The following is a 21,017-nucleotide window of genomic DNA, read 5'->3' as shown; positions in this document are numbered from 1 at the left end:
TCCTGCTGACAGAATGGAGCCATGACAGCATCCGAGTCCCCTGCCGTGCCCGTGCCCGGAATCCGCCTGCCGTCCGCACCGCCGCTGGCGCTCCTGCTTGACGTGGACGGGCCGGTGGCCAGCCCCGTGACGCGGGACGTCAAGCCGGACATCATCCTTGACCTGGTGGCCCTGGCAACCGCGGGCATCCCCGTCATCTTCAACACCGGCCGCTCCGACGCCTTCATCCGCGAGCAGGTCATGGAACCAATGATCGCGGCCGGCATTCCGGCGGGAACCGTCATCCACGCCGTCTGCGAAAAGGGCGCGGTCTGGTTCAGCTACACCTCTGCCGGCCCCGGCCCCATCCACGTGGACCGGGAGCTGGCGGTTCCGGCGGCCTACGGCGATGACGTCCGCCGGCTGGTGGCAGAGGACTATGCGGTCCACATGTTCTTCGATGAAACCAAGCGGGCCATGGTGTCCGTTGAGCAGCACATCGATGTGCCCAGCGCCGACTACCTGGCAGAGCAGAAGCTGTTCGACGCCGAGGCCATGGAACTCATGGCCCGCCACGGGCTGGGCGTGGTCAGACTGGACCACCACGCACCGAATTCCGACGACGAGGTGGACTACCGCGTGGACCCCACCATTATCTCCACTGACATCGAATCCGTGCGGCTGGGGAAGGACCTTGGCGCCAGCCGGGCGGTGGAGCTGCTGGCGGCCCAGGGCATTACGCCGCAGGCGTGGCGGACGGTGGGCGATTCCCGCACCGACTACGCCATGGCGGACTGGCTGCACCACAACGACCACGCGGTGAAGCACGTGGACGTGCGGCCCGCGGACGGCGTGCCGCCCAAGCCCTACCCCGTGCTGACCGCGGCGGACCTGGGGCTGGAGGCGACAGTGATCCACGACGACGCCGGCGGCGCCTTCCTGCGCAGCTGGCGTGAGGCGCTGGACGCCTGAGTCCCTGCCGGGCCGCCGTCGGGCGTTCACCATGGCGCCCAACAGCGCCCCGAAACCTTCCGTTACTCCGGCAGGACTATCATGCAGGTAAGAATGCCCACTTCCACCAGCTCGGAGACAACCATTACAGAAGCACCGGTCCAGGACGAGGTCTACTACGGCGGCCAGGCGTCCGTGGAGGAACAATTTCACGCCGAGATCACGTCGGCGGCGGCGGAGCAGCGGCTCAGGCACCGCCCTGACGTCATACGGCACAAGGGCCGCTACGCCCTGATCAATGACACCAGGACCCCGTACCAGGCCATGGTGGAGGACCTGCTGTTCCTGCGCAGTGTCCTGGCCAACGCCGGCCTTGCCTACCTCCTGGTCCGCGGCAACAACGACCGGCCCGTTCTGGCCCTCGACTGGCAGGACCGGAAGAAGCTCCGTGCCGCCCTGGTGGAGGCATGCCGCGACGAACCCTTCTATTCCATGACCGTGGACGCCAAGAAGAAGACGTCCGTCCTGGTGGCCGACGGTGAGCTCTCACCCAACCGGCAGGGACGCATCTTCCGCCTGTACCGGCCCCGGGTAGAGCCGGTGGGCGGCTTCGAATTCGGCGCCTCTGCCGGCGTCCAGATCGAACTGTGGTCCTTCGAGGGCGAGGAACTAACTCTTCCCATCGAAAACTCCCTGACCCGCAGGACCATGCTGCGCCAGGACGCCGTCCGCGGCACCGTGGAACGCTACGGCCACACGTGGCCCACCATCGAGAACATGTTTGCCGACCACGCAAGCGACATCAGCTTCGACATCGACATCGTTTTCTCCTGGGTGGACGGAAGCTCCCCGGAATACATCGCGGCCCGCCGTGCGCAGCAGCAGGGCGTTGTCCTGGGCGAAGGCGACGAACACGAGGCCCGGTTCCGGCAGATCAACGAACTCAAGTATGCGCTGCGGTCCGTGTACATGTTTGCGCCCTGGATCCGCCGGATCTTCATTGCCACGGACTCCCCCGCCCCTGCCTGGCTGGCAGAGCACCCCGCCGTCACGATCGTCCGCAGCGAGGAGTTCTTCGCCGACCCCTCCGTGCTGCCCACCCACAACTCGCAGGCCGTGGAATGCCAGCTCCACCACATTGAGGGCCTGTCCGAACATTTCCTCTACTCCAACGACGACATGTTCTTTGGCCGCGCCGTGGGGCCCGACATGTTCTTCACCCCAGGCGGCATCACCAAGTTCATCGAGGCGGAAACCAGGATCGGCCTGGGCGAAAACGCCGCGGAGCGCAGCGGGTTCGAAAACGCCGCCCGGGTGAACCGGAAGCTCCTGTGGAACCGGTTCGGCCGGATCACCACGCGCCACCTGGAGCACACCGCGGCACCCCTGCGGCGCAGTTTGGTGGCCCAGATGGAGGAGGAGTTCCCGTCGGAGTTCCGCAAGACGGCGGCCAGCCGGTTCCGCGCGGCGGACAACATCTCCGTGACCAACTCGTTTTACCACTACTACGCGCTGCTCACCGGCCGGGCCGTCACGCAGACCGCTGCCAAGGTGCGCTACGTGGACACCACCATGCGGTCAGGGCTGAAATACCTGCCCAAGCTGCTCGCCAAGCGGAACATGGACTTTTTCTGCCTGAACGACGGCAGCTTCCCCGAGGTCAGTGCCGACGAGCGCGCCGAAGTGGTGACTGATTTCCTGGAGAGGTATTTCCCCATCAAGGCGCCCTGGGAGAAGTAGCCCGGTACAGGCTGCGCAGGACTGCAGGCGGACGCACGTACAGGCCGCGCCCGCCTGCTGGCTCTGCTTAACGCCCGGGGGACACTCCGAACTTGGCGTTGCCGCGCTGCTTGGTGGTCTCCGGGATCCGGACTCCCGCAGCCTCCAGTCGCCGGGCGGTCTCCTCGGGTGACACGTACTCCCCCACCGTTGGTGAACTGCCCAGCGGGACCACGGAGTGCACGATCGTGTGCTCGTACACGTGCACCAGGTTGAAGGATTGGCCGGCGTCCTGTCCGCGGGTGCCTCCCGCAGGGACGTTCAGGTCCTGCGTGTAGCAGGTGGCGGAAGCCACCGAGACGGGAACGCCGGCGAAGCTGGCGGTGGTGGAGTAGTGCAGGTGGCCGGCCAGGATGGTGCGGACGTCCGAGTTGCGGACCACTGCTTCCAGCGACGCTTGGTCGCGCAGTTCCACCAGCACGGAAAGGTCCAGCACGGACGGGACCGGAGGATGGTGGAGGGCAAGGATGGTGCCGTCCGGGGCAGGCGTTTCCAGCTGCCGGGCCAGCCAGTCCAGCTGGGCGGCACTCAGTTCGCCGTGGTGGAAACCAGGGACGGTGGTGTCCAGGGTGATGACGCGCAGCCCGTTGATGAAGTAGCTGTGGTCCACCGGCTCGTCGCTGCCGGGCTGGTCCAGCAGGCCTTTCCGGAAGTTGGCCCGGTTGTCGTGGTTGCCCATGGCCCAAATGACCTGGGCTCCAAGCTCCTTGCAGGCAGGCTCCACGATGGCCCGCAGTTTCACGTAGGCCCGGGGATCGCCTTTGTCGGCGAGGTCGCCGGTGAAGATGACTGCCTCCGGCCGGGCCCCGGAGGCTTTGACTTCGTCGAAGAGCTGTATAAGCCTGGCTTCGCTGTCAACGGTTCCGTAGAGGGGGTCCGGACCTCCCAGCAGGTGGGGATCGCTCAGGTGGAGTAGGAAGTGGCGTGGCCGGGGATGTTCGGCCTCGATGTGCTCCATTGCTACCTCTATGGTCGGTGGGAAGCCGTTCTTCCCTTGTACCCTTCAGTAATATTTATCCAATCAGACATTTGGCAAACTTGGGGTGAATCGCCGTAGCTGATGTGGAAAAAGTTGGAAGAACTGCGCTTTTGCAGGCCCGATTCGGCGAGACCCCCGTTTAGCTGAGCGCCCGCTCGACCGCGTCGATGACCTCGGCGGAATCCGGTTCAACCGTGGGGGCGAACCGGGCCACCACCTCGCCTTCACGGTTGACCAGGAACTTCTCGAAGTTCCACTTCACCAGCCCCGGCAGCAACCCCGTCTTGAACTTGGTGAGCTCCATGTACAGCGGGTGCTGGTTCCTGCCACGGACATCGGACTTGACGGTGAGCGGAAACGTCACGCCGAAGTTCCGCTCGCAGAATTCCACGATGTCGCTGTCACTGCCCGGCTCCTGCCCGGCGAACTGGTTGCAGGGAACGCCCAGGACCTCGAATCCGCGGTCCTGGAATTTATCGTAAAGGGTCTCCAACCCGGCGTACTGGGGAGTGAAGCCGCAGTTGGAGGCGACGTTGACCACCAGCACCGCCTTTCCCCTGAACTGGCCGAAGTCCGTCCTGGTGCCGTCGTTAAGGACCAGGGGGATTGGATACAACGGCCCCGGCCGCCGGGTCTGCGGAAGGTTGTTCATGTGGACGGTTCGTCGCGGACGCCTCCAGGGACGGGTCCCGGGTGGAAATTCCTACGCCGGGGGTGTCGTTGCCGCTGCGGTTTGCGTCACGGTTGCCGTGGGCTCGGGTTCTGCGGGCGGCAGTGTGGGAGCAGGTTCAACTACCGGAGGCGGAGCCGGAGTCGTCGCTGCGGGCGCTGGTTCAACCACCGTAGGCGCCGGAGCGGGCGCAGGCTCAACAACCGCAGGCGGCGGGGCCGGCGTTGAGGCCACGGGGGCGCCCGGCACTGGTTCAGTCGGCGGGGGCAACGGTTCGCTCGACGCCGGAGCAGGTTCAGGTTCAGTCGGAGTCGGACCAGTCGGCGACGGCGTAACAGTCTCCGGGTCAGTTGGTAACGCCGTGACAGTCTCCGGGTCAGTTGGTAACGCCGTGACAGTCTCCGGTTCTGTTGGCGACGGCGTCGGGGTCGCAGTATCAGTCGGCGACGGCGATGGTTTGGGGGTCGGGGTCGGGCTGGGGCTCGTCGGCGACGGAGTCGGCGTAGCCGTATCGGTCGCAGCCGGCGTAGCCGTATCGGTCGCAGCCGGCGTAGCCGTATCGGTCGCAGCCGGCGTAGCCGTATCGGTCGCAGCCGGCGTAGCCGTATCGGTCGCAGTCGGCGTAGCCGTATCGGTCGGAGTCGGCGTAGCCGTATCGGTTGGTGACGGCGTCGGATCGCTGGATATCGGGCTGGTCGCAGGGTCCGTGGGCGGCGGCGACGCGGCACTTCCCGAAGATTCAGCGGATGGCGGGGCCGTCGTCGTCAATTGCACGTCAGGGGGCGGAAGCACCACGCCCGTTGCCTCCGACGGCGCAGGTGCCGGAGCAAGCGGCAAGAGTGGAGGGAAGGGCGGGGCCTGCAGCCCGGCTGCAGGGAACCCACCGCCTGTGTCCACTTTGAGGGGGATGGTCCAGGTGATCCTGCCGCCGGCCGGCGTTTGGCCGGGTGCATAGGAAACCATACCGGCAGGCAGTGCCCAGTTCACGTCGCGGAGCTGGAGGAAGCTCCATCTGAGCGGGTTGATATAGCGCCCGTCCAGGATGGCCTCGAAATGCAGGTGGCAGCCCGTGGACCAGCCGGTGGTACCAACACGTGCGATGACCTGGCCTGCCTGGACGGTGTCGCCCGAACGGACGCCGATGGACTCAAGGTGGTTGTAGGTGGTGATGAGCCCATCGCCGTGATCGACTTCCACGCGGTTGCCGCCACCCCAGGGATGCCATCCGGCAGCGCGCACAATACCGGCGTCAGCTGCGTGGACCGGGGTGCCGCAGGCCGCTGCATAGTCCTGGCCCAGGTGGAAATCACCGGCAGTCCCGCTGATGGGACTGACCCGGAAACCGAACGGCGAGCTCGGATTGAGAAGCTGCAGCGGGGCCATCAGAAAGCCGGCTCCGGGCCTGCCCATGCCTGCGGGGCCTACTGTCAGTGCCCCGTCGCCGCCTTGGACGGCACCCCCTATTGCCGTGTGGGGGAAGGCCAGGGTGACCAGCGGATTGGACAGGATGGCCGGTGGAATGGCACCTGCGCCCACCTGGTCCGACGCCGGCTGGGCCGGTTCCCTGCGCGCTTCCGGGAGGTTGTCCCCCATGGAGGTTCCATCGGGAACAGCTGCGCCCTGGGCGCCGGTCCCGGCAACTGCTCCCGCCAACTGCACCCGCTCAGTGGAGCCGGCAGAAAGATTCACGGCACATACGGAGGCTGCCAGCACCCCTGCAGCTGCCACGGCGCGGACAACCGGGGAAAAGGTACGCTGGTCCGGCTTCCTGTTGCCGCGCACTGAATTCCTGCCCAATTGACTGACTCCACGACGTGGCCTGCCGCACGTTGTCTCGACGGTATGTCCCATGGGACCACAGCGCCGCAGGGGTGGAAACCCCATAGGGGGACTTTGCGGGTTTTTTGCGGGCGTTAGGGGGTGGGAGTTTCCGCTGTTCAGGGCGGTGAATACGGGCACCTTCGCTGAAATGGGCAACAATGTCTCATGCGCAATGTCCTTCGCACCTGGCAGGACGAAGTCAAAAAGACCTTCTCCGGGAAGGCGGATGCCCCACCTGAATGGTCGCTGCGGCTGGCGGACGGTGACGACGCCGGCTACCACCTGCCCGGTTCCGCCGTGTGGGCAGTTCACGGCTCCATGACGCCGATCGTTGGCGGAATCCGCACGCTGCTCATGCAGTCGCTCCATCCAGGCGCCCTGGCGGGAGTGCACGAACACTCCAACTTCCGCGAAGACCCCCTGCGGCGGCTGGCCAACACCATCCGGTGGATCTTCACGGTCACTTACGGGTCAACGGCAGCTGCGGAGGAGGCAACGCGCCGCGTCCGGCTCCTCCATGAGCCTGTCCAGGGCAGTTACCAGGACAACGACGGCGGCATCCGCACCTACAGTGCCAACGATCCCTGGCTGGCTGGCTGGATCCACATCGCCTTCACGGACGGCTTCCTTGCGGCCCACAAGATTTGGGGTGGACCCATTCCCGGCGGCCCGGACGCCTATGTCAGGGAGTGGGCACAGGCCGGGCGGCTGATGGGAGTGGACAACCCGCCCCTGTCCGAAGCGGAGATGCGCAGCCAGCTGGACCAGTGGTCCACGCAGGGCGGGCTGCGGTCGGACGCCAGGGTGAAGGAAACCGTTCAGTTCATCCGCAACGCTCCGCTGCATCCCCTGCTGAAGCCCGGCTACCGGATCCTGTTTGCAGCTGCCGTCTACAGCCTGGAACCCCGGTACCGCCGGATGCTCGGGCTTTCCGTTCCACGGCTGGGCCCCTTTCCCCTGCCCGTGAGGCTGGCCACAAAGGTGGTGCTCGGCGTCGTCCATCTCGCCTTGGGCGGCCCCCGCCGGCGGAAGGGTCCCAGCGAACTGGCAGCGAGGCAACGCCTGAGGCGGCTTGGGGAACCGTTGGCAGATATGGCTTAACGATCCCCCAGCAGTGGACCGTCGTGGCGAAAACGCAAGAACCCGGCCCCGATAATACCGGGGCCGGGTTCTTAACCGGCGGAGAATGGGGGATTTGAACCCCCGAGGGCGTTAACCCAACACGCGTTCCAGGCGTGCGCCATAGGCCGCTAGGCGAATTCTCCAACTGCTTCTGAATCAAAAGCAGGTATTAGATTACCTGAACTTTCCCCCATCGCCCAATTGGACTGTTCAGGGGGAGGACTTCCGCCCTCCAAGCATCCTGTTTGGCGGGGCCTGCATGGCGCCTTAACCTGAAAATGGACGCCCCCAATGCGCCCATTCCCTGTTGCACCGTTGAGCTGCCGGGTCCGTCCCGTCCACCAGGCCACGCAGCTCACAACCTTGAGATTGCCCCAATCGGTGTACATACCCATGATCGCGGTTGGCGCCGGGATAAGCAATGAAATCCCCGATCTGAATGGCCTTTCGGCACTGCAGTACACCTGGACAGGGGTTCCGGGAAGGGAGTGGGGGCCGATTCGAGTCGAGCCCGATGTTCGGGTAAAGTATCTGACGGCCCCTCATGTGGCGTCATCCTGTTGAACTCCCCCAGGACCGGAAGGTAGCAAGGGTAGACGGGCTCTGGCGGGTGCATGGGGGGTCTTTACTATTCCCCCACAGGGCGGCATGATGTCAGCCCGGATTGGTAGGGTTTTCTCTGTGACAGTTACTACCGCCCTGTACCGCAGATACCGTCCCGACTCGTTCGCTGACGTTATCGGGCAGGAGCATGTCACCGAGCCGCTGATGACGGCTTTGCGGAAAAACCGCGTCAATCACGCCTACCTTTTTTCGGGCCCCAGGGGCTGCGGCAAGACCACGTCCGCGCGCATCCTGGCCCGCTGCCTCAACTGCGCCCAGGGCCCCACGGACACCCCCTGCGGAACCTGCCCCAGCTGCGTCGAGCTGGCACGCGGCGGTTCCGGCTCCCTTGACGTCATCGAGATTGACGCGGCCAGCCACGGCGGTGTGGACGACGCACGGGACCTCCGCGAGCGCGCCACCTACGCCCCGGTGCGCGACCGCTACAAGATCTTCATCATCGACGAAGCCCACATGGTTACCTCGGCCGGGTTCAACGCCCTGCTGAAGATCGTGGAGGAACCGCCGGAGCACATCAAGTTCATCTTCGCCACCACGGAGCCGGACAAGGTCATTGGAACCATCCGTTCCCGGACCCACCATTACCCGTTCCGGCTGGTGCCGCCCGAGCCGCTGATGGCTTACCTCGAGCTCCTGTGCCGCCAGGAAAACGTCCCCGTGGCCCCTGGCGTGCTGTCGCTGGTCATCAGGGCAGGCGGCGGTTCCGTCCGTGATTCGCTTTCCGTCCTGGATCAGCTCATGGCCGGCGCCGGTCCCAACGGACTGGACTATGAGCTCGCCGTCGCACTGCTGGGCTACACCCACGCCTCACTGCTGGACGACGTCGTGGAGGCCGTAGCCGCCTCGGACGCCGCCACGGTCTTCCGTGCCGTGGACCGTGTCATCCAGACCGGCCACGATCCCCGCCGGTTCGTGGAGGACCTGCTGGAGCGCTTCCGCGACCTGATCATCGTCCAGGCCATGCCCGAAAGCGCGCACGCCATCCTGCGCGGAATGCCTGCGGACCAGATCGCCCGCCTGCAGAACCAGGCCCACAACCTTGGCGCCGCGGAACTTTCCCGCGCCGCGGATGTAACCAATACGGCCCTGACCGAAATGACCGGAGCCACGTCCCCCCGGCTGCACCTGGAACTGCTGTGCGCCCGGATCCTGCTGCCCAGCTCGGAACAGAATGAGCGCGGCATCGCCGCCCGGATCGACCGTGTGGAGCGCCGCCTCAACTACACCGGAAATGACGTCACCGCTCCGGTTGCCCAGGCCGGTCCAGCAACGGCAGTGCCGGCGGCCGCGCGTGCCGCCGTCCCCGAAGCCACATCAACCGAAACCTCCTCGCCCGTGCCGCCCATGACTGTGACGGCCGGCCCTTCCGCTCAGGGGGCACCGGAGCAGCCATCCCAGTCCGCATCCGCCCGGCCTGCCGTTGCAGGGTCCGCGCCAGCGGAAACCACATCCTCCCAGCCCGCCGCAGAGGCTCCGCGGAGCCCGCTGACACCACCGCGGGTAAGCACCAATGACTGGCCTGTCGAGGACACCGCGCGCGCCCGGACATCAGAGGGCATCGCCGCTGCAGGCCCCAGCCAGGCAGCGGCGCAAAGCACCGGGGCACCGCAAGCCGGTGCAGCACCACACTTCCAGGAAGACCGGCAGGCGTCCGCCCAGGCAGCCGTGCCGCCGGCACAGGAAACACGCCAGGCGCCCGGCCCCCGCGTACCAAGCCCGCAGGTGCCCGGCGAGCAGGCCCCTGGCCAGCAGGCTCCCGGCAACCAGGCGGCCAGCCAAGCCCCGGGCAGCCGCCCGTTCCCGGCCGCGCAGGCGGCTGGTCAGGCGGCACCGCCGTCTGCCCAGCAGGAAGCGCCGGCCAGGTCCACCCCTGCCGTTCCCCCGGCCATGGGTGACGTTGAGGTCCTCCGCAGGGCCTGGCCGGACGTCCTGCAGGCACTCTCCAAAATCAAGCGCAGTACCTGGGCACTTGTTGAGCCCAATGCGCAGGTCAGCGCCTTCGACGGCAGCGTTGTGACCCTGTCGTTCACTACCCAGGGACTGGCCGGTGCCTTTGGCAGGGCGGACCACTCGGACAACCTGCGCCAGGCCATCCAGAAAACCGTTGGCATCGACAGCCAGATAAACGCGGTTGCCGGCGGCGCCACCCAAGCGAGCTCTGAACCAAACCCAAAAGTGCCCGCCAGCCCGGTGGTTCCGGCCACGTCAGCTGACGTTGCCTGGGGGCTTGCTCCTGCCCCAGCTCAACCAGCCCCGCCGGCACAGGTTCCCGCGGCCGGCGCCGGCTCCGCGGCGCCGGTGGAGGGAAACTCTGAGCGGGCCGCTACTGTCCGCAGCAACACCTCTGCCCAGGGCCCATCTTCTGGCGGAAGTTCCGGAAGTACTGCTGTTGTTGCCAGCCCGGCAGCTGCACCGGCCAGCCCGGCAGCTGCACCGGAGGGAACCCGCGCGGCAACCGCCTCTCCCGCCTCACGTCCGGCACCTGCCACCAACCCGCACGGCCGCCGGGACACAAATTCTGTCCCGCCCGAAGCCCAGGGCACGGAAACCCCGGGCTCCGGCGCCAACGCCAGCCCGTCCCCGTACCCGTCAGCCGGCGGCGACTACTCGTACTCCGATGACGACTGGGGTCCCCCGCGGGACGAGGACGCTCCCCCGCTGGAGGAGGAGCCTCCCATGGACTGGGAACCCGCCACGCGTCCCGGCAACAGGACAGCGCCATCATCCCCGGTGATGGGCAACCGCACGGAAGCCTCCGGCTCCCGCAGTGAGGCAGCCGCGCAATCCCAGGAGACACTAACCGCCGGCTCCGGCACGGGCAGCGCGTCCCACCCCGAGACCCAGAACGCGGGCCAGGCCCACGATCCCTGGACGCGGGCTGTGGAACAGGCCCCCGGCGTGTGGGTGGTCGGAGACAAGAGCAACGTTGGCGCCAGGCCCGCCCCCGGGTCCCTGCCTGACAACATCGGCACGCAGGCCGATGTCCCGCACTACCCCCCGGCAACAGCCCAGGTGCCACCCTCCATCCCCGTTGCACCGGCAGCCACGGCTGCTGCGGCAGCAGTGTCAGGTAGGGGGCCGGCCGCGGCTTCCATCGCGGCTTCGGGCGCGGATCACGGAGGACCGGCGGGAACGTACCAGGTGCCGTCCCCTGACCGCGCGCCCGTGCCCGAGTTCGCTATGGCCTCCGCCGCACCCGCCACGGTTGCCCCCTCGATGACGGCTCCGGCCCAGGTTGCACCCACCCCGGTTGCCCAGCCCACAGTGGCCAAGTCCACCGTTGCACCCTCACGGCCCGCGATGCCGTCACAGGCATCGGCACCTGCACCGGCGGCCGGACGAACGGAATCGCGGCAAAGCCTTTACCAGCGGCTCTCGAACAGTCCCGAAGCTGAGGCCGGACGGGCCAAGGCACCGGCCAGGGCCGCCGCCGCACCGAGCGCCTTCGTCCAGGACGTGCCCAGCGCTGACGATGAGACCATCGAAGAATCGGGCGTGTTCGGCCGGGCCGCCGTGGAACGCATCCTGGGCGGAAAATTGATCGAGGAGCGGTCCCTGGACGGAAGCCCGGTCACTCCACGCTATTGATAGCCGCAAGTCAGCGCCGGCAGCATGACCAACTTTTTGTTCCACCCGCCATCCACACCAAGCTAAAGAGGGAAACGTGTACGAAGGTGCTGTCCAGGAGCTGATCGATGAGCTTGGACGCCTTCCGGGGGTGGGCCCCAAGTCCGCGCAGCGGCTGGCGTTCCACATCCTTGAAGCCGACCCCCAGGACATGAAACGGCTCGTGGAAGCCATCACCACAGTCAAGGAACGGGTGAAGTTCTGCACTGTCTGCGGCAATGTCACCGAGCAGGAGCTGTGCAACATCTGCCGTGACCCGCGCCGCGATCCCGCGGTCATCTGCGTGGTGGAGGAGTCCAAGGATGTCCTGGCCGTGGAGCGCACGCGTTCCTTCCGCGGCCGGTACCACGTGCTGGGCGGCGCCATTAATCCCATCGCCGGCGTGGGACCGGAACAGCTGCGCATCCGTGAGCTGCTCACCCGGTTGAATGACGGCGAAATCCAGGAAGTGATTATCGCCACCGACCCCAACCTGGAGGGTGAGGCGACGGCCACCTACCTGGCCCGCATGCTCAAGACGATCGGCATCGCCGTGACCCGCCTCGCCTCCGGCCTCCCCGTGGGCGGTGACCTGGAGTACGCGGACGAAGTCACCCTGGGCCGCGCCTTCGAGGGCCGGCGCAACGCCCTGGGCTGACGCACCGGGCGGCCTCCCGCCGTCGTACTTCACTGCGGACTGGACCTGCGGCAGCCATGTCCGCCGGCACCAGCAGTGACCATGGCCGGTATGTGGTCACAATTCAACGCCGCTGTGGGCACGGCGATAAACTGTGGGAGGAAAGTCGCGCCGTCCCGGCGTCAGGCTGCCTGGCCTCCAGAACTCCAATTGATCCAATGAAGGTACGCGCATGAGTACGCCCACTACCGAAGTGCACAACGCAACGCAGCCGCAGGTGGCCCCCGCCGCCGGCGCGGTGACCAAACAGCTGATCGTGCAGAAATTCGGCGGCTCCTCCGTGGCGGACGCTGACGGGATCAAGCGCGTGGCAAAGCGGGTCGTTGACGCCCAGGAAGCCGGCAATGAGGTGGTAGTGGTGGTCTCGGCCATGGGCGACACCACGGATGAACTCCTGGACCTTGCTGCACAGGTGACCGATTCCGCCCCCGCCCGCGAAATGGACATGCTCCTTTCGGCCGGTGAACGTATCTCCATGGCCCTGCTGGCCATGGCCATCAACAAGCTCGGCGCCTCCGCCCAGTCCTTTACCGGGTCGCAGGCAGGCATGATCACCGACGGAATCCACGGCAAGGCCCGGATTATCGACGTCGACCCGCACCGCATCCGCACCGCCCTGGACAAGGGCAACATCGCCATCGTGGCGGGCTTCCAGGGCATGAGCCGGACCACCAACGAAATCACCACGCTGGGCCGCGGCGGCTCCGACACCACGGCCGTGGCGCTGGCGGCAGCCCTCGAAGCCGACGTCTGCGAGATCTACACCGACGTGGACGGCATCTTCACCGCCGATCCGCGCGTGGTCCCGTCAGCCCAGAAGATCGACACCATCTCCAGCGAGGAGATGCTGGAACTCGCTGCCTCAGGCGCCAAGATCCTCCACCTGCGCTGCGTGGAATACGCCCGCCGGTTCGGCGTCCCCCTGCACGTCCGTTCCTCATTCAGCCAGCATGAAGGCACCTGGGTCATCCCCAGCGCCGACGACAAGATCACCACTCAAGAGGGAGTTGCCTTGGAGCAGCCAATCATCTCCGGCGTTGCGCATGACCGTTCCGAAGCGAAGGTCACCGTGGTCGGCGTCCCCGACATCCCCGGCAAGGCCGCCGCGATCTTCCAGGTCATCGCCGACGCACACTCCAACATCGACATGATTGTCCAGAACGTGTCCACCCACGGCACGGGCAAGACCGACATCTCCTTCACCCTGCCCATCGTCGAAGGCGCAGACGCCCTGGCCGCCCTTCATGCAGCCCAGGACCAAATTGGCTTCGAGACCATCGAATACAACGAGCAGATCGGCAAGCTCTCCCTGATCGGCGCCGGAATGCGTTCCCACCCGGGCGTCTCCGCCACCTTCTTCAAGGCGCTGTCCGACGCCGGCATCAACATCAACATGATCTCCACCTCGGAGATCCGCATCTCGGTGGTGACGCATGCCGACCTGCTGGATGAGGCCGTGCGCGTGATCCACAAGGCGTTCGGCCTGGACACCGAAAGCGAAGCGACTGTCTACGGCGGCACCGGCCGCTAGGCGCATCAAAAAAGCCGGGCTGCCTTTCCCTCGGAGGAAAGGCGGTCCGGCTTTTTGGTTTCCGGGAGCGGCCTGGAAAAGTCAGCTTTCGCGTTCCAGGTCTTCGCGGCGTACTGCGTAATGGTGGCCGGTTGAGTCGGTCTCGACCACGAAATGCGAGAGGTCCTCTTCGGAGGCCTGTTCGAATTCATCGTGTTTGTGCACCACGGGCGTATCAGCGTCCAGTCGGGTGGCAGGACCGAAGAAGAAGCGGAGCCTCTCAGTCAGGCCCATGAAACTATCGAGTACATGTGCCACTGTTTTCCACCCCCTTCCCGATTGCTCGGGCGAAAGCGCGCTTGGCTCCGGCAGGAGCCAGTGCCCTCATTTTAAGCCCGCATAAGGAAAAAGGCGCCGGTGTGCAACGGAAGGAAACTGCTAGCGCAGGGACCGGTCGTCGGGGTTTCTTGGCACCACGTACGTGCTGCCGTCCGGCCTGGTCACCGTTTCCCACTGCTGGGTTTCCGCCTGGCGCTGCGCCAGCAGCCTGCGGTTCTCTTCGGTCATATCGTGCCCGAGGGCAGTGCGGCTCGCGGGGCCGAAAACAGCGCGCAGCTTTCCTGTGGCGCGCATGAAGCGCTGGGAGGCGTTGCCCTTGTCCGCGGACTTGTCCCTGCCCATGAAGAAGTTCCTTCCACTCACCGTTAACCTGTAATAAACGTACACTAATCATTAGTGCACTAACAATGGGAGGACGCATGAGCACCACGACAGCAGAAACGGACGCGGCTAGGCCCGCCGCAGCAGAGCCGGCTGAAGTGCAGGAGGAAGACCTGCTGCTGGAACACCAGCTCTGCTTTGCCCTCACGGTGGCTGCCCGCAGCGTGGTGGGTGCCTATAAGCCGGTACTCGAGAAACTCAACCTCACCCATCCGCAGTACCTGGTGATGCTCTGCCTGTGGGAAGACAGCCCACGGACGGTACGGAACATCAGCGAGGCCCTCGCCCAGGAGCCCGCCACCATATCCCCCCTGCTCCGCAGGCTCGAGGCAGCGGAGCTGATCACGCGGCGCCGCGCGGACGGAAACGAGCGTGCACTCGCCGTCGAACTGACGCCCAAAGGTGCGGCACTGCGGCAGCAGGCCCTGCAGGTACCGGGGACCATGATGGAGCGGCTGGGGCTGACCCGGGACCAGGTCACGGAGCTGCACGCATCCATGATGGGTCTGATCGCCGCGACGTCCCAGTCAAGCGACTAGAATAACTGGACCAAGGAGAGGAAGCCTGATGCGCAATTTCCGCGTGCTCGCAGCGGTCCTGGCGGTTGCCGCCGGGCTGATTTCCGGTTGCAGCGGCACTCCTGACAATGGCGCATCGGCCTCAACAGCTCCTTCTTCCTCCTCCGCAGGAAGCTCTCCCGCCGGCCCTGCCACCCCCTCCCCCGACACCGAAACCTCGGTACCGGCGCCCGCTCCCGCCACGTCGCAGCCAAGTGCCGGCCCAGGTCAGGGAAACGCGGAACTCGCCATCACGGTGGTGCCGTCCCCGGGCGCGGCCGAGCTCGATTACACCCTGGTCTGCTCCTCCGGCACGCCGGCCGCGGAAAGCAGCCACCCGAATGCCGCTGCGGCCTGCGCAGCCCTGAAGGCCAACCCGGGCATCCTGTCACCGGCGGAGCCCGGAACGTCCCGGCCGTGCACCCAGCAGTACGGTGGTCCCCAAAAAGCGACCGTGACGGGCATGGTGGACGGCGTAGCGGTGGAGTCCTCCTTTGCGCGGAGCAACGGATGCGAAATCAGTGCCTGGGATGCTGCCAAGGATGTACTGGGTGCCGCCGGTGGAGCCTCTTAAGCTTCTGGCGGCGGAGGATGCGTTGGCGCGGGAAGAAGCCCACATCCAGCGCGTCAGCCGCTACGCCGACCCCTACCTGGCCCGACGGTCGGCGGGGCAGAAACACCCGGTGGAGGATTTCCTCTTCACCTATTACACCCAGAAGCCCGGCCAGCTGAAGCGCTGGCACCCCGGTGCTGGAGCGGTCCTCACCGGCGGACAGGCAGCCGCGCGGCTGGGGTGGAAGCATTACCGGATGCTCGACGACGGCGAACTTGCCTCCCTGGGGCTGGCTGCGGGAAGCACCGCAGTTACCTTCGACCGGACCGCCTTCCTTGCCGACCGCAAGGAGGCCGTGGACTTCGCCGGAATCATCCTCCGCGGGACGGCGGCCAGGCCGGCGCAGTTCGGCTGCTTTGGCCTCCACGAGTGGGCCATGGTCTACCGCCAGGACAAGTTCGACCTCCGCCACGAGTATCTGCAGCTGCGCCTGGGAGCGGCCGGCACGGACCGGGTGGTGGAGGACAACAGGATCCGCTGTACCCATTTCGACGCGTTCCGCTTTTACACCCCGGACGCCATCCCGCTCAACGAGCACTCCCCCAGCCGGGACACGCAGCGCCACCTGGAGCAGCCGGGCTGCCTGCACGCCAACATGGACCTTTACAAGTGGGCGTACAAGCTGCTGCCGGCGCTGTCCAGCGAGGTGGTCATGGACTGCTTTGAACTCTCCTGGCGGATCAGGGGCATGGATATGCAGGCTTCCCCCTACGACCTGGCCGATTGGGGCTACCCCGCCATCCCCATAGAGACACCCAAGGGCAAGGCAGCTTATGTCGAACACCAGCGGGCGTTCGCCACGGAAGCGGGGATCCTCCGGGAACGCCTCGTCGTTGAGCTTGGGGCCCTGTCAGACCGGGCGCCACGGTGATCGACCTGACCATCAGGATCCGGGAGGACCCGGACGCGCCTGAGCATGTGTTCCGGCTTGTGGCCACAGACGGCGCTCCCGCCGCGGGCACCACCCTGCCCCGGCCCGGGGCCGCCCTGGCCGCCGTGGAGCGGTTCGGTGAGGAAGTCTTTTTTCCGAAACCCGGGCCGCCCAAGCTGTGCACCCAACAGTACGGCGGCCCGCAGGTTGCGGTGGTCACCGGCACCTTCCATGGCCGCCCCGTCAACTCGACCTTCACCCGCACCGACGGGTGCGAGATCGCACGGTGGAAGGCCATGGGCCCCCTGCTGGGTGGTACGGCCGCCTAGCCCTGCATTGCATGGCCTTTCGGGTGCGGCAACGGAAAAGGTCCCGGGCGGCCTGATGACCGCCCGGGACCTCCCCCCATGCTTTCCCGGTCAGGTTCCGGGTACCGCCTGGGCCTGGTCAAGCTGCGGAGCGCCGGCCGGGGCGGGGGCAGAGCCCTGTCCCACCTGCACGTTCACCCAGGTTTTGATGCCGTTGCTGCCAAGGCTCAACCGGGAGAGGTAGGACCCCTCCTGGAGTCCCGTCCAGTTCAGGGTCGCCGAGGTGGCGGTTCCGTTGGGCGCCACAATGGGGTTGGGGTCCACGGTGAGGTTGCCCGCGTCGCCTGCGAAGGTCACCGCCTGGACCGAAGCTGTAGCCGGGCCGTTGTCCGGTGTGGCGTACAGGTTGGCCACCACGTAGTAGGTGCCGGCCCTCGGCGATTCCAGGTCCAGGAATTCACTGGCCGATGCCGTAGCCACCTGCATGGGGGTCAGCCCGCCCGACGCATTCGGTGCGTAGACCACCATGTCCCAGTCGACGTCGTTCGACTGCGCCTGGATGCCCAGCCGCGCAAACGAGGCACCTGCCGGCACCTTCACCTGGAGCACGGCGTTGTGCGCGTCATTCGTGGGTGCGTACTCGCCCGGGGTCTTGGTGATGGCGGTCTGGCTCAGGGGTGCCAGGCCCTCCACGCCGACGGCGATGGGGCTGTCGGAGCCGGAAACGAGCTCCATGGAGCCACTGCCGGTGCCTGTAGCCGAGCTGAAGGAGAACGACGGGGCAATCTGGGCATCAACCGGCCGGATGGCGATGGGTGACGTCACCGTCCGGGGCCCCTTCCAGGTGAGGCTTCCGGTACTGAACTTGCCCACCGGCGCGCTGGCGTTCCGGATGGTGACGGCTACTTCACGGGACTGGCCGGCCTTGGCGAAATTCAGCGCCTTGGGTTCGACGTTGACGTTGAAGCCCGGCATGTTTACCTCGGGGTAGTACATCCCCGGCACCAGGGCTGTGAGTTTGCGCTTCACCTGCACTTCTCCCACCAGGCTGCCTAGCGCGATGGAGGGCAGGTTGAGGTCGCGGGCGGCAATGCTGCCGGCCTGCGGGGCCCCCGTCTCAACGCCCTGGCCGTTCAGGAAGCCCAGCCAGTCCTGGATTCCCGAGTCGTAGACCAGTCCGGGATCAAGGACGCGGGTGGAATCGATGTGGCCGGCGCCGCCCTGGAACGGGTCGGTGTTGGGCGAACCGTCGGCATTGACCAGCGGGTAGGCGGTGGTCATCATGGCGGACTTCACCATTGCGGGCGTCCACTTCGGCTGCTTGCTGAGGACCAGGGCACCGAAACCGGCGATGTGCGGTGCGGCCATGGAGGTGCCGGACATGAATCCGAACTGGTCCCCGTCGTTGCCGATGGTGGAGACACCCGCCAGGACGTTGACGCCCGGAGCGGAAATGTCTGGCTTAAGCAGGTCACCACTGGACGCCAGGGTGGGTCCGCGGGACGAGAACCCTGCGATCTGGGGTGCCGCGGCCGGCGGCAGGCCAGTCAGGTCGCCCTTGACCAGGCTGACAGTCAGCGCCGGGTTGGCTTCCAGCTTGGACTTCAGTTCCAGGCTCTTGGGGGCGTTGACGTGGACGGTGGGGACAACGTGGTTGTCGGCGTCCTCCGAGCTGCTGGTGAGGTTCACCAGGATCATGCCCACGCCGCCCTTGTCCAGGACTTCCTGGCTCTTGGCGGTCCGGTCGATAACGCCGCGGTCGCAGACGACTACTTTACCGGCCACCTTGGAGCCGTCGAGGGTACCCGGGCCGCAAAGGTTGGGGTTTGCAGCGCCCGGGGCTGCGGCGGCGGCAGCGAGGACAACCGGCTTGTCCGCCACTTCCGACTTCATGATGGATGCGCCGCGGTACAGCGATCCGTCGGAGACCTTGACCGTTCCCACCAGGTCGCTGGGGAAGGTGGAAGCAGCCACCGTGGTCAGCCAGGGTGAGGCATGGTTCACGGTGGAGGCTGCAGGACCCGAGTTGCCGGCAGAGGCCGAAACGAACACGCCGGCAGCGGCAGCGTTGAGGAATGCCAGCGCCACGGGATCGGTGGTGCTGTTGTTGTTGCCGGAAATGGAGTAGTTCAGGACATCGACGCCGTCCTTGATGGCTGCATCCACGGCCTCAACAGACGCTGAGGAGTAGCAGCCACCGGTGTCCGGGTTGGTGTCCTCCCAGCAGATTTTGTACACCGAGACTTTGGCGGCAGGGGCAACACCGGAGCTCTTTCCGAAGCTGGCTCCGTCGATCACCTGCTCGACGTTGGCGTTGCCGGCTGCCGTGGTGGCGGTGTGGGTACCGTGGCTGCCCACGTCCACCGGAGAAATCTGCTCTTCCGGTGCCCGGTTGCCCGGTGCGACGTACTGCAGGAAGGAATCAGCGAAGTAGCGGGCGCCAATGACCTTGGAATTGCAGAGCGAGCCGTCAAATGAGGCTCCGGTGCCCTGGCCTTTCTGGCATTCGCCTTCGAAGGTGCTGCCGTCCGCCTTGAGCATGGCAATTCTGCCGTCGCCGGTGCGGTAGGGAACGCCCACCTGCGGGTCACCCTGCAGTGGCTTCACCGGTTCGCCCTGCAGGAACGGGTTGTCGGGGGCGTAACCGGAGTCGATCACACCCACAACAACGCCCTTTCCGGCGTTGGCCTGTCCACCGAACTGCGTGGCCCACGCGCCGTCCGGACCGGTGAGCTTGAGGAAGTCGGTGGTGGTGTAGCCAGGCCTGTTTTCGACGTCGGGCGCCACCACCAGGACGCGGCTGTCCTTGGACAGGGCTGCCGCCTGCGTTGCGGTCAGCTCGGCGGTGAACCCGTTCAGGGCCGCGGTGTACTGCTTGGCCGGGCTGACACCCTGGGCCGCTGCGACGTCACGCTGCTGCTTGCGGAGGTGGGCGTCGTAGGCCTGGTAGTTGGGACTGCCGGCGTCGAGCTTCCTGCCCAGCTGGGGCTTTGTGGCGCCCAGTCCGGCAACTCCCCCTTCATACGCCGCGGCAGCGGGACCGGCGAGTACCACGATGTACCGGCCGTCCTTGAATTGAGTGTCCTTTGCGGTAGAGGAACCGTTCTCCGCGCCCTGGTCTCCGGGTGCCGCGGACGCGGGACCGACTGCCAGCGAGCTAAGGAGAAGGGGCAACCCGACAGCCAGCGCGGCCGCCTTCCGGAGTCCCCCAGCCCGCGAGGGGCTCTTTCCAGTTGATTTCACGTGCAACCCTTTCACGATGTACCACCCAGCCTTGGTGGGCAGCCCGGACGACTGGAACTGCAGAGGGAATTACAGGTTTTGTAATTTGCTGAGACCAGACTGTTCACAGAGTACAGACTGAGAGCGCGATATGACATAGGGCACATCCGGGAAATTTCCGCTTGTCAAACCGGTTGCGATGCAGCAGGGAGGGCATTGAAACAGGCATGGAAAAGGGCGCCCCGGAGGACGCCCCGGCAAGGAGGCAGGATGGCGGGCGGCTACTGGCGGGGCGTGCGCACCACGTCGCTGATCCACTGCCTGGTTTCTTCATCCACCGGGCCGGTCACCCGTGTCCCGCGGGCCAGGCGGTCCGCCTTTATCTTCTGGAACACCATTCTGCCCAGGCCGGCAAACACCGCCGCGGCAACCACGGGCAACAGCACGGACTTCGAATTCTCAGCCATTCAGCAATCCTAGTGAAGGCCTTCCGGCAACTCCAGAACCACGCGGACAGCGCAATGGATTCCGGTCCTCACCGGGCGGCCCGGTCCCCTGAAACCGCGGAATGCAAAGGGGCGCGCCCGGCCCGGTAGAATGGTAAGGCAAGCTCGCGGAGCGCCCGACCTCATGGTGAACCAATGCAGGTGACCAACTGTCCCCGACACCCCGGTACGGCGTGAGACGGCACCACTCCGCTGCGCCCTTACCCAAGCTCACGCACAGGAGTTGCCGGATGCCCCGGATCGTTGTTGACGTCATGCCCAAGCCCGAGATTCTGGACCCGCAGGGGAAGGCGATCGTCGGCGCTCTCCCCCGGCTGGGCTTCACCAGCTTCAGCTCTGTCCGCCAGGGCAAGCGTTTCGAACTGACGGTCGACGGCGAGGTGACCGAAGACATCCTGGCCCAGGCCCGCGATGCCGCAGAGACCCTCCTGTCCAACCCGGTGATCGAAGACGTCGTCAACGTCGAGGTCGTTGAGGCCTGA

The 21,017-nt window shown here is 66.2% G+C and carries 19 protein-coding genes, 1 tRNA gene, 1 other RNA gene and 1 pseudogene; 14 read left to right on the top strand and 8 right to left on the bottom strand.

The window, feature by feature from the left end; translation table 11 throughout:
- Window positions 1-21 precede the first annotated feature (21 nt).
- Window positions 22-951 carry a hypothetical protein gene (locus tag FBY33_RS08035; RefSeq protein WP_142030116.1) on the top strand — a complete coding sequence of 310 codons (930 nt, stop codon included), beginning with the start codon at window positions 22-24 and terminating at the stop codon, window positions 949-951.
- 81 nt (window positions 952-1,032) lie between these two features.
- Window positions 1,033-2,670: a stealth family protein gene (locus FBY33_RS08030; RefSeq protein ID WP_142030115.1), complete on the top strand. Its 1,638-nt coding sequence runs from the start codon at window positions 1,033-1,035 to the stop codon at window positions 2,668-2,670.
- A 67-nt stretch (window positions 2,671-2,737) separates the two neighbouring features.
- Here the strand turns inward: FBY33_RS08030 and FBY33_RS08025 are convergent, their stop codons facing one another.
- Together FBY33_RS08025 and FBY33_RS08020 are read right to left on the bottom strand one after the other, a co-directional pair.
- Window positions 2,738-3,667 carry a phosphodiesterase gene (locus FBY33_RS08025; protein WP_142030114.1) on the bottom strand — a complete coding sequence of 310 codons (930 nt, stop codon included), beginning with the start codon at window positions 3,665-3,667 and terminating at the stop codon, window positions 2,738-2,740.
- 160 nt (window positions 3,668-3,827) lie between these two features.
- On the bottom strand, window positions 3,828-4,340 hold the full coding sequence (locus FBY33_RS08020) for a glutathione peroxidase (protein ID WP_142030113.1): 513 nt from the start codon (window positions 4,338-4,340) through the stop codon (window positions 3,828-3,830).
- A 409-nt stretch (window positions 4,341-4,749) separates the two neighbouring features.
- Here FBY33_RS08020 and FBY33_RS20630 point away from each other — a divergent pair, with 409 nt between their 5' ends.
- On the top strand, window positions 4,750-5,313 hold the full coding sequence (locus FBY33_RS20630) for a hypothetical protein (RefSeq protein ID WP_235010679.1): 564 nt from the start codon (window positions 4,750-4,752) through the stop codon (window positions 5,311-5,313).
- Window positions 5,314-5,387: 74 nt separating this feature from the next.
- On the opposite strand, the pseudogene FBY33_RS20625 reads toward FBY33_RS20630, so the two are convergent.
- Window positions 5,388-5,741: pseudogene (locus FBY33_RS20625) on the bottom strand (M23 family metallopeptidase); the annotation flags it as partial.
- A 136-nt stretch (window positions 5,742-5,877) separates the two neighbouring features.
- Here FBY33_RS20625 and FBY33_RS20490 point away from each other — a divergent pair.
- A complete protein-coding gene (locus FBY33_RS20490; protein WP_200831479.1) occupies window positions 5,878-6,159 on the top strand; it encodes a hypothetical protein in 282 nt (93 codons plus the stop codon).
- A gap of 185 nt (window positions 6,160-6,344) precedes the next feature.
- On the top strand, window positions 6,345-7,280 hold the full coding sequence (locus FBY33_RS08010; protein ID WP_142030112.1) for an oxygenase MpaB family protein: 936 nt from the start codon (window positions 6,345-6,347) through the stop codon (window positions 7,278-7,280).
- A 79-nt stretch (window positions 7,281-7,359) separates the two neighbouring features.
- Here the strand turns inward: FBY33_RS08010 and FBY33_RS08005 are convergent.
- Window positions 7,360-7,444: transfer RNA gene (locus tag FBY33_RS08005), tRNA-Ser, on the bottom strand.
- A 390-nt stretch (window positions 7,445-7,834) separates the two neighbouring features.
- Between FBY33_RS08005 and ffs the strand changes: the two genes are divergently transcribed.
- From ffs to FBY33_RS07985, 4 genes are all read left to right on the top strand, one after another.
- Window positions 7,835-7,931: signal recognition particle sRNA small type (ffs, locus tag FBY33_RS08000), an RNA gene on the top strand.
- A 21-nt stretch (window positions 7,932-7,952) separates the two neighbouring features.
- Window positions 7,953-11,513, top strand: coding sequence for a DNA polymerase III subunit gamma and tau (locus FBY33_RS07995; protein ID WP_142030111.1), 3,561 nt, complete (start codon window positions 7,953-7,955; stop codon window positions 11,511-11,513).
- 76 nt (window positions 11,514-11,589) lie between these two features.
- Entirely contained in the window at window positions 11,590-12,189 is a 600-nt protein-coding gene (gene recR, locus FBY33_RS07990; RefSeq protein ID WP_141158226.1) for a recombination mediator RecR, read from the top strand.
- Between the two features lie 211 nt (window positions 12,190-12,400).
- A complete protein-coding gene (locus FBY33_RS07985) occupies window positions 12,401-13,759 on the top strand; it encodes an aspartate kinase (protein WP_142030110.1) in 1,359 nt (452 codons plus the stop codon).
- Between the two features lie 81 nt (window positions 13,760-13,840).
- Here the strand turns inward: FBY33_RS07985 and FBY33_RS07980 are convergent, their stop codons facing one another.
- Window positions 13,841-14,032 carry a hypothetical protein gene (locus tag FBY33_RS07980; RefSeq protein ID WP_442858322.1) on the bottom strand — a complete coding sequence of 64 codons (192 nt, stop codon included), beginning with the start codon at window positions 14,030-14,032 and terminating at the stop codon, window positions 13,841-13,843.
- Between the two features lie 144 nt (window positions 14,033-14,176).
- Window positions 14,177-14,419 carry a hypothetical protein gene (locus tag FBY33_RS07975; RefSeq protein ID WP_142030108.1) on the bottom strand — a complete coding sequence of 81 codons (243 nt, stop codon included), beginning with the start codon at window positions 14,417-14,419 and terminating at the stop codon, window positions 14,177-14,179.
- A 77-nt stretch (window positions 14,420-14,496) separates the two neighbouring features.
- Between FBY33_RS07975 and FBY33_RS07970 the strand changes: the two genes are divergently transcribed.
- Genes FBY33_RS07970 through FBY33_RS07955 form a run of 4 tightly spaced genes read left to right on the top strand, consistent with a single transcriptional unit; the run spans window position 14,497 to window position 16,828 of the window.
- The gene (locus FBY33_RS07970; RefSeq protein ID WP_235010485.1) at window positions 14,497-14,997 is read left to right on the top strand and encodes a MarR family winged helix-turn-helix transcriptional regulator; all 501 of its coding nucleotides are present in this window, start codon (window positions 14,497-14,499) and stop codon (window positions 14,995-14,997) included.
- A 28-nt stretch (window positions 14,998-15,025) separates the two neighbouring features.
- Entirely contained in the window at window positions 15,026-15,589 is a 564-nt protein-coding gene (locus FBY33_RS07965; RefSeq protein ID WP_142030107.1) for an SSI family serine proteinase inhibitor, read from the top strand.
- The gene (locus FBY33_RS07960; protein ID WP_442858348.1) at window positions 15,558-16,499 is read left to right on the top strand and encodes a 3-methyladenine DNA glycosylase; all 942 of its coding nucleotides are present in this window, start codon (window positions 15,558-15,560) and stop codon (window positions 16,497-16,499) included. The genes FBY33_RS07965 and FBY33_RS07960 overlap by 32 nt, the downstream gene beginning before the upstream one ends.
- Window positions 16,496-16,828 (top strand): serine protease inhibitor, encoded by a 333-nt coding sequence (locus FBY33_RS07955; protein WP_142030105.1) that lies wholly within the window; start codon window positions 16,496-16,498, stop codon window positions 16,826-16,828. The genes FBY33_RS07960 and FBY33_RS07955 overlap by 4 nt, the downstream gene beginning before the upstream one ends.
- Window positions 16,829-16,918: 90 nt before the next feature.
- Here the strand turns inward: FBY33_RS07955 and FBY33_RS07950 are convergent, their stop codons facing one another.
- Window positions 16,919-20,050: a S8 family serine peptidase gene (locus FBY33_RS07950; RefSeq protein ID WP_200831338.1), complete on the bottom strand. Its 3,132-nt coding sequence runs from the start codon at window positions 20,048-20,050 to the stop codon at window positions 16,919-16,921.
- Between the two features lie 260 nt (window positions 20,051-20,310).
- A complete protein-coding gene (locus FBY33_RS07945; RefSeq protein WP_142030104.1) occupies window positions 20,311-20,496 on the bottom strand; it encodes a hypothetical protein in 186 nt (61 codons plus the stop codon).
- Between the two features lie 269 nt (window positions 20,497-20,765).
- On the opposite strand from FBY33_RS07945, the gene purS reads away from it, so the two are divergent.
- Window positions 20,766-21,017, top strand: a complete 252-nt coding sequence (gene purS / locus FBY33_RS07940; RefSeq protein WP_003798434.1) for a phosphoribosylformylglycinamidine synthase subunit PurS — start codon at window positions 20,766-20,768, stop codon at window positions 21,015-21,017.

It is taken from the genome of Arthrobacter sp. SLBN-112, assembly GCF_006715225.1.
In the GTDB taxonomy this organism is placed as follows: Bacteria; Actinomycetota; Actinomycetes; order Actinomycetales; family Micrococcaceae; genus Arthrobacter.
The sequence above is the reverse complement of the archived record's forward strand: the minus strand, read 5'-3'. Positions and strand labels throughout refer to the sequence as shown.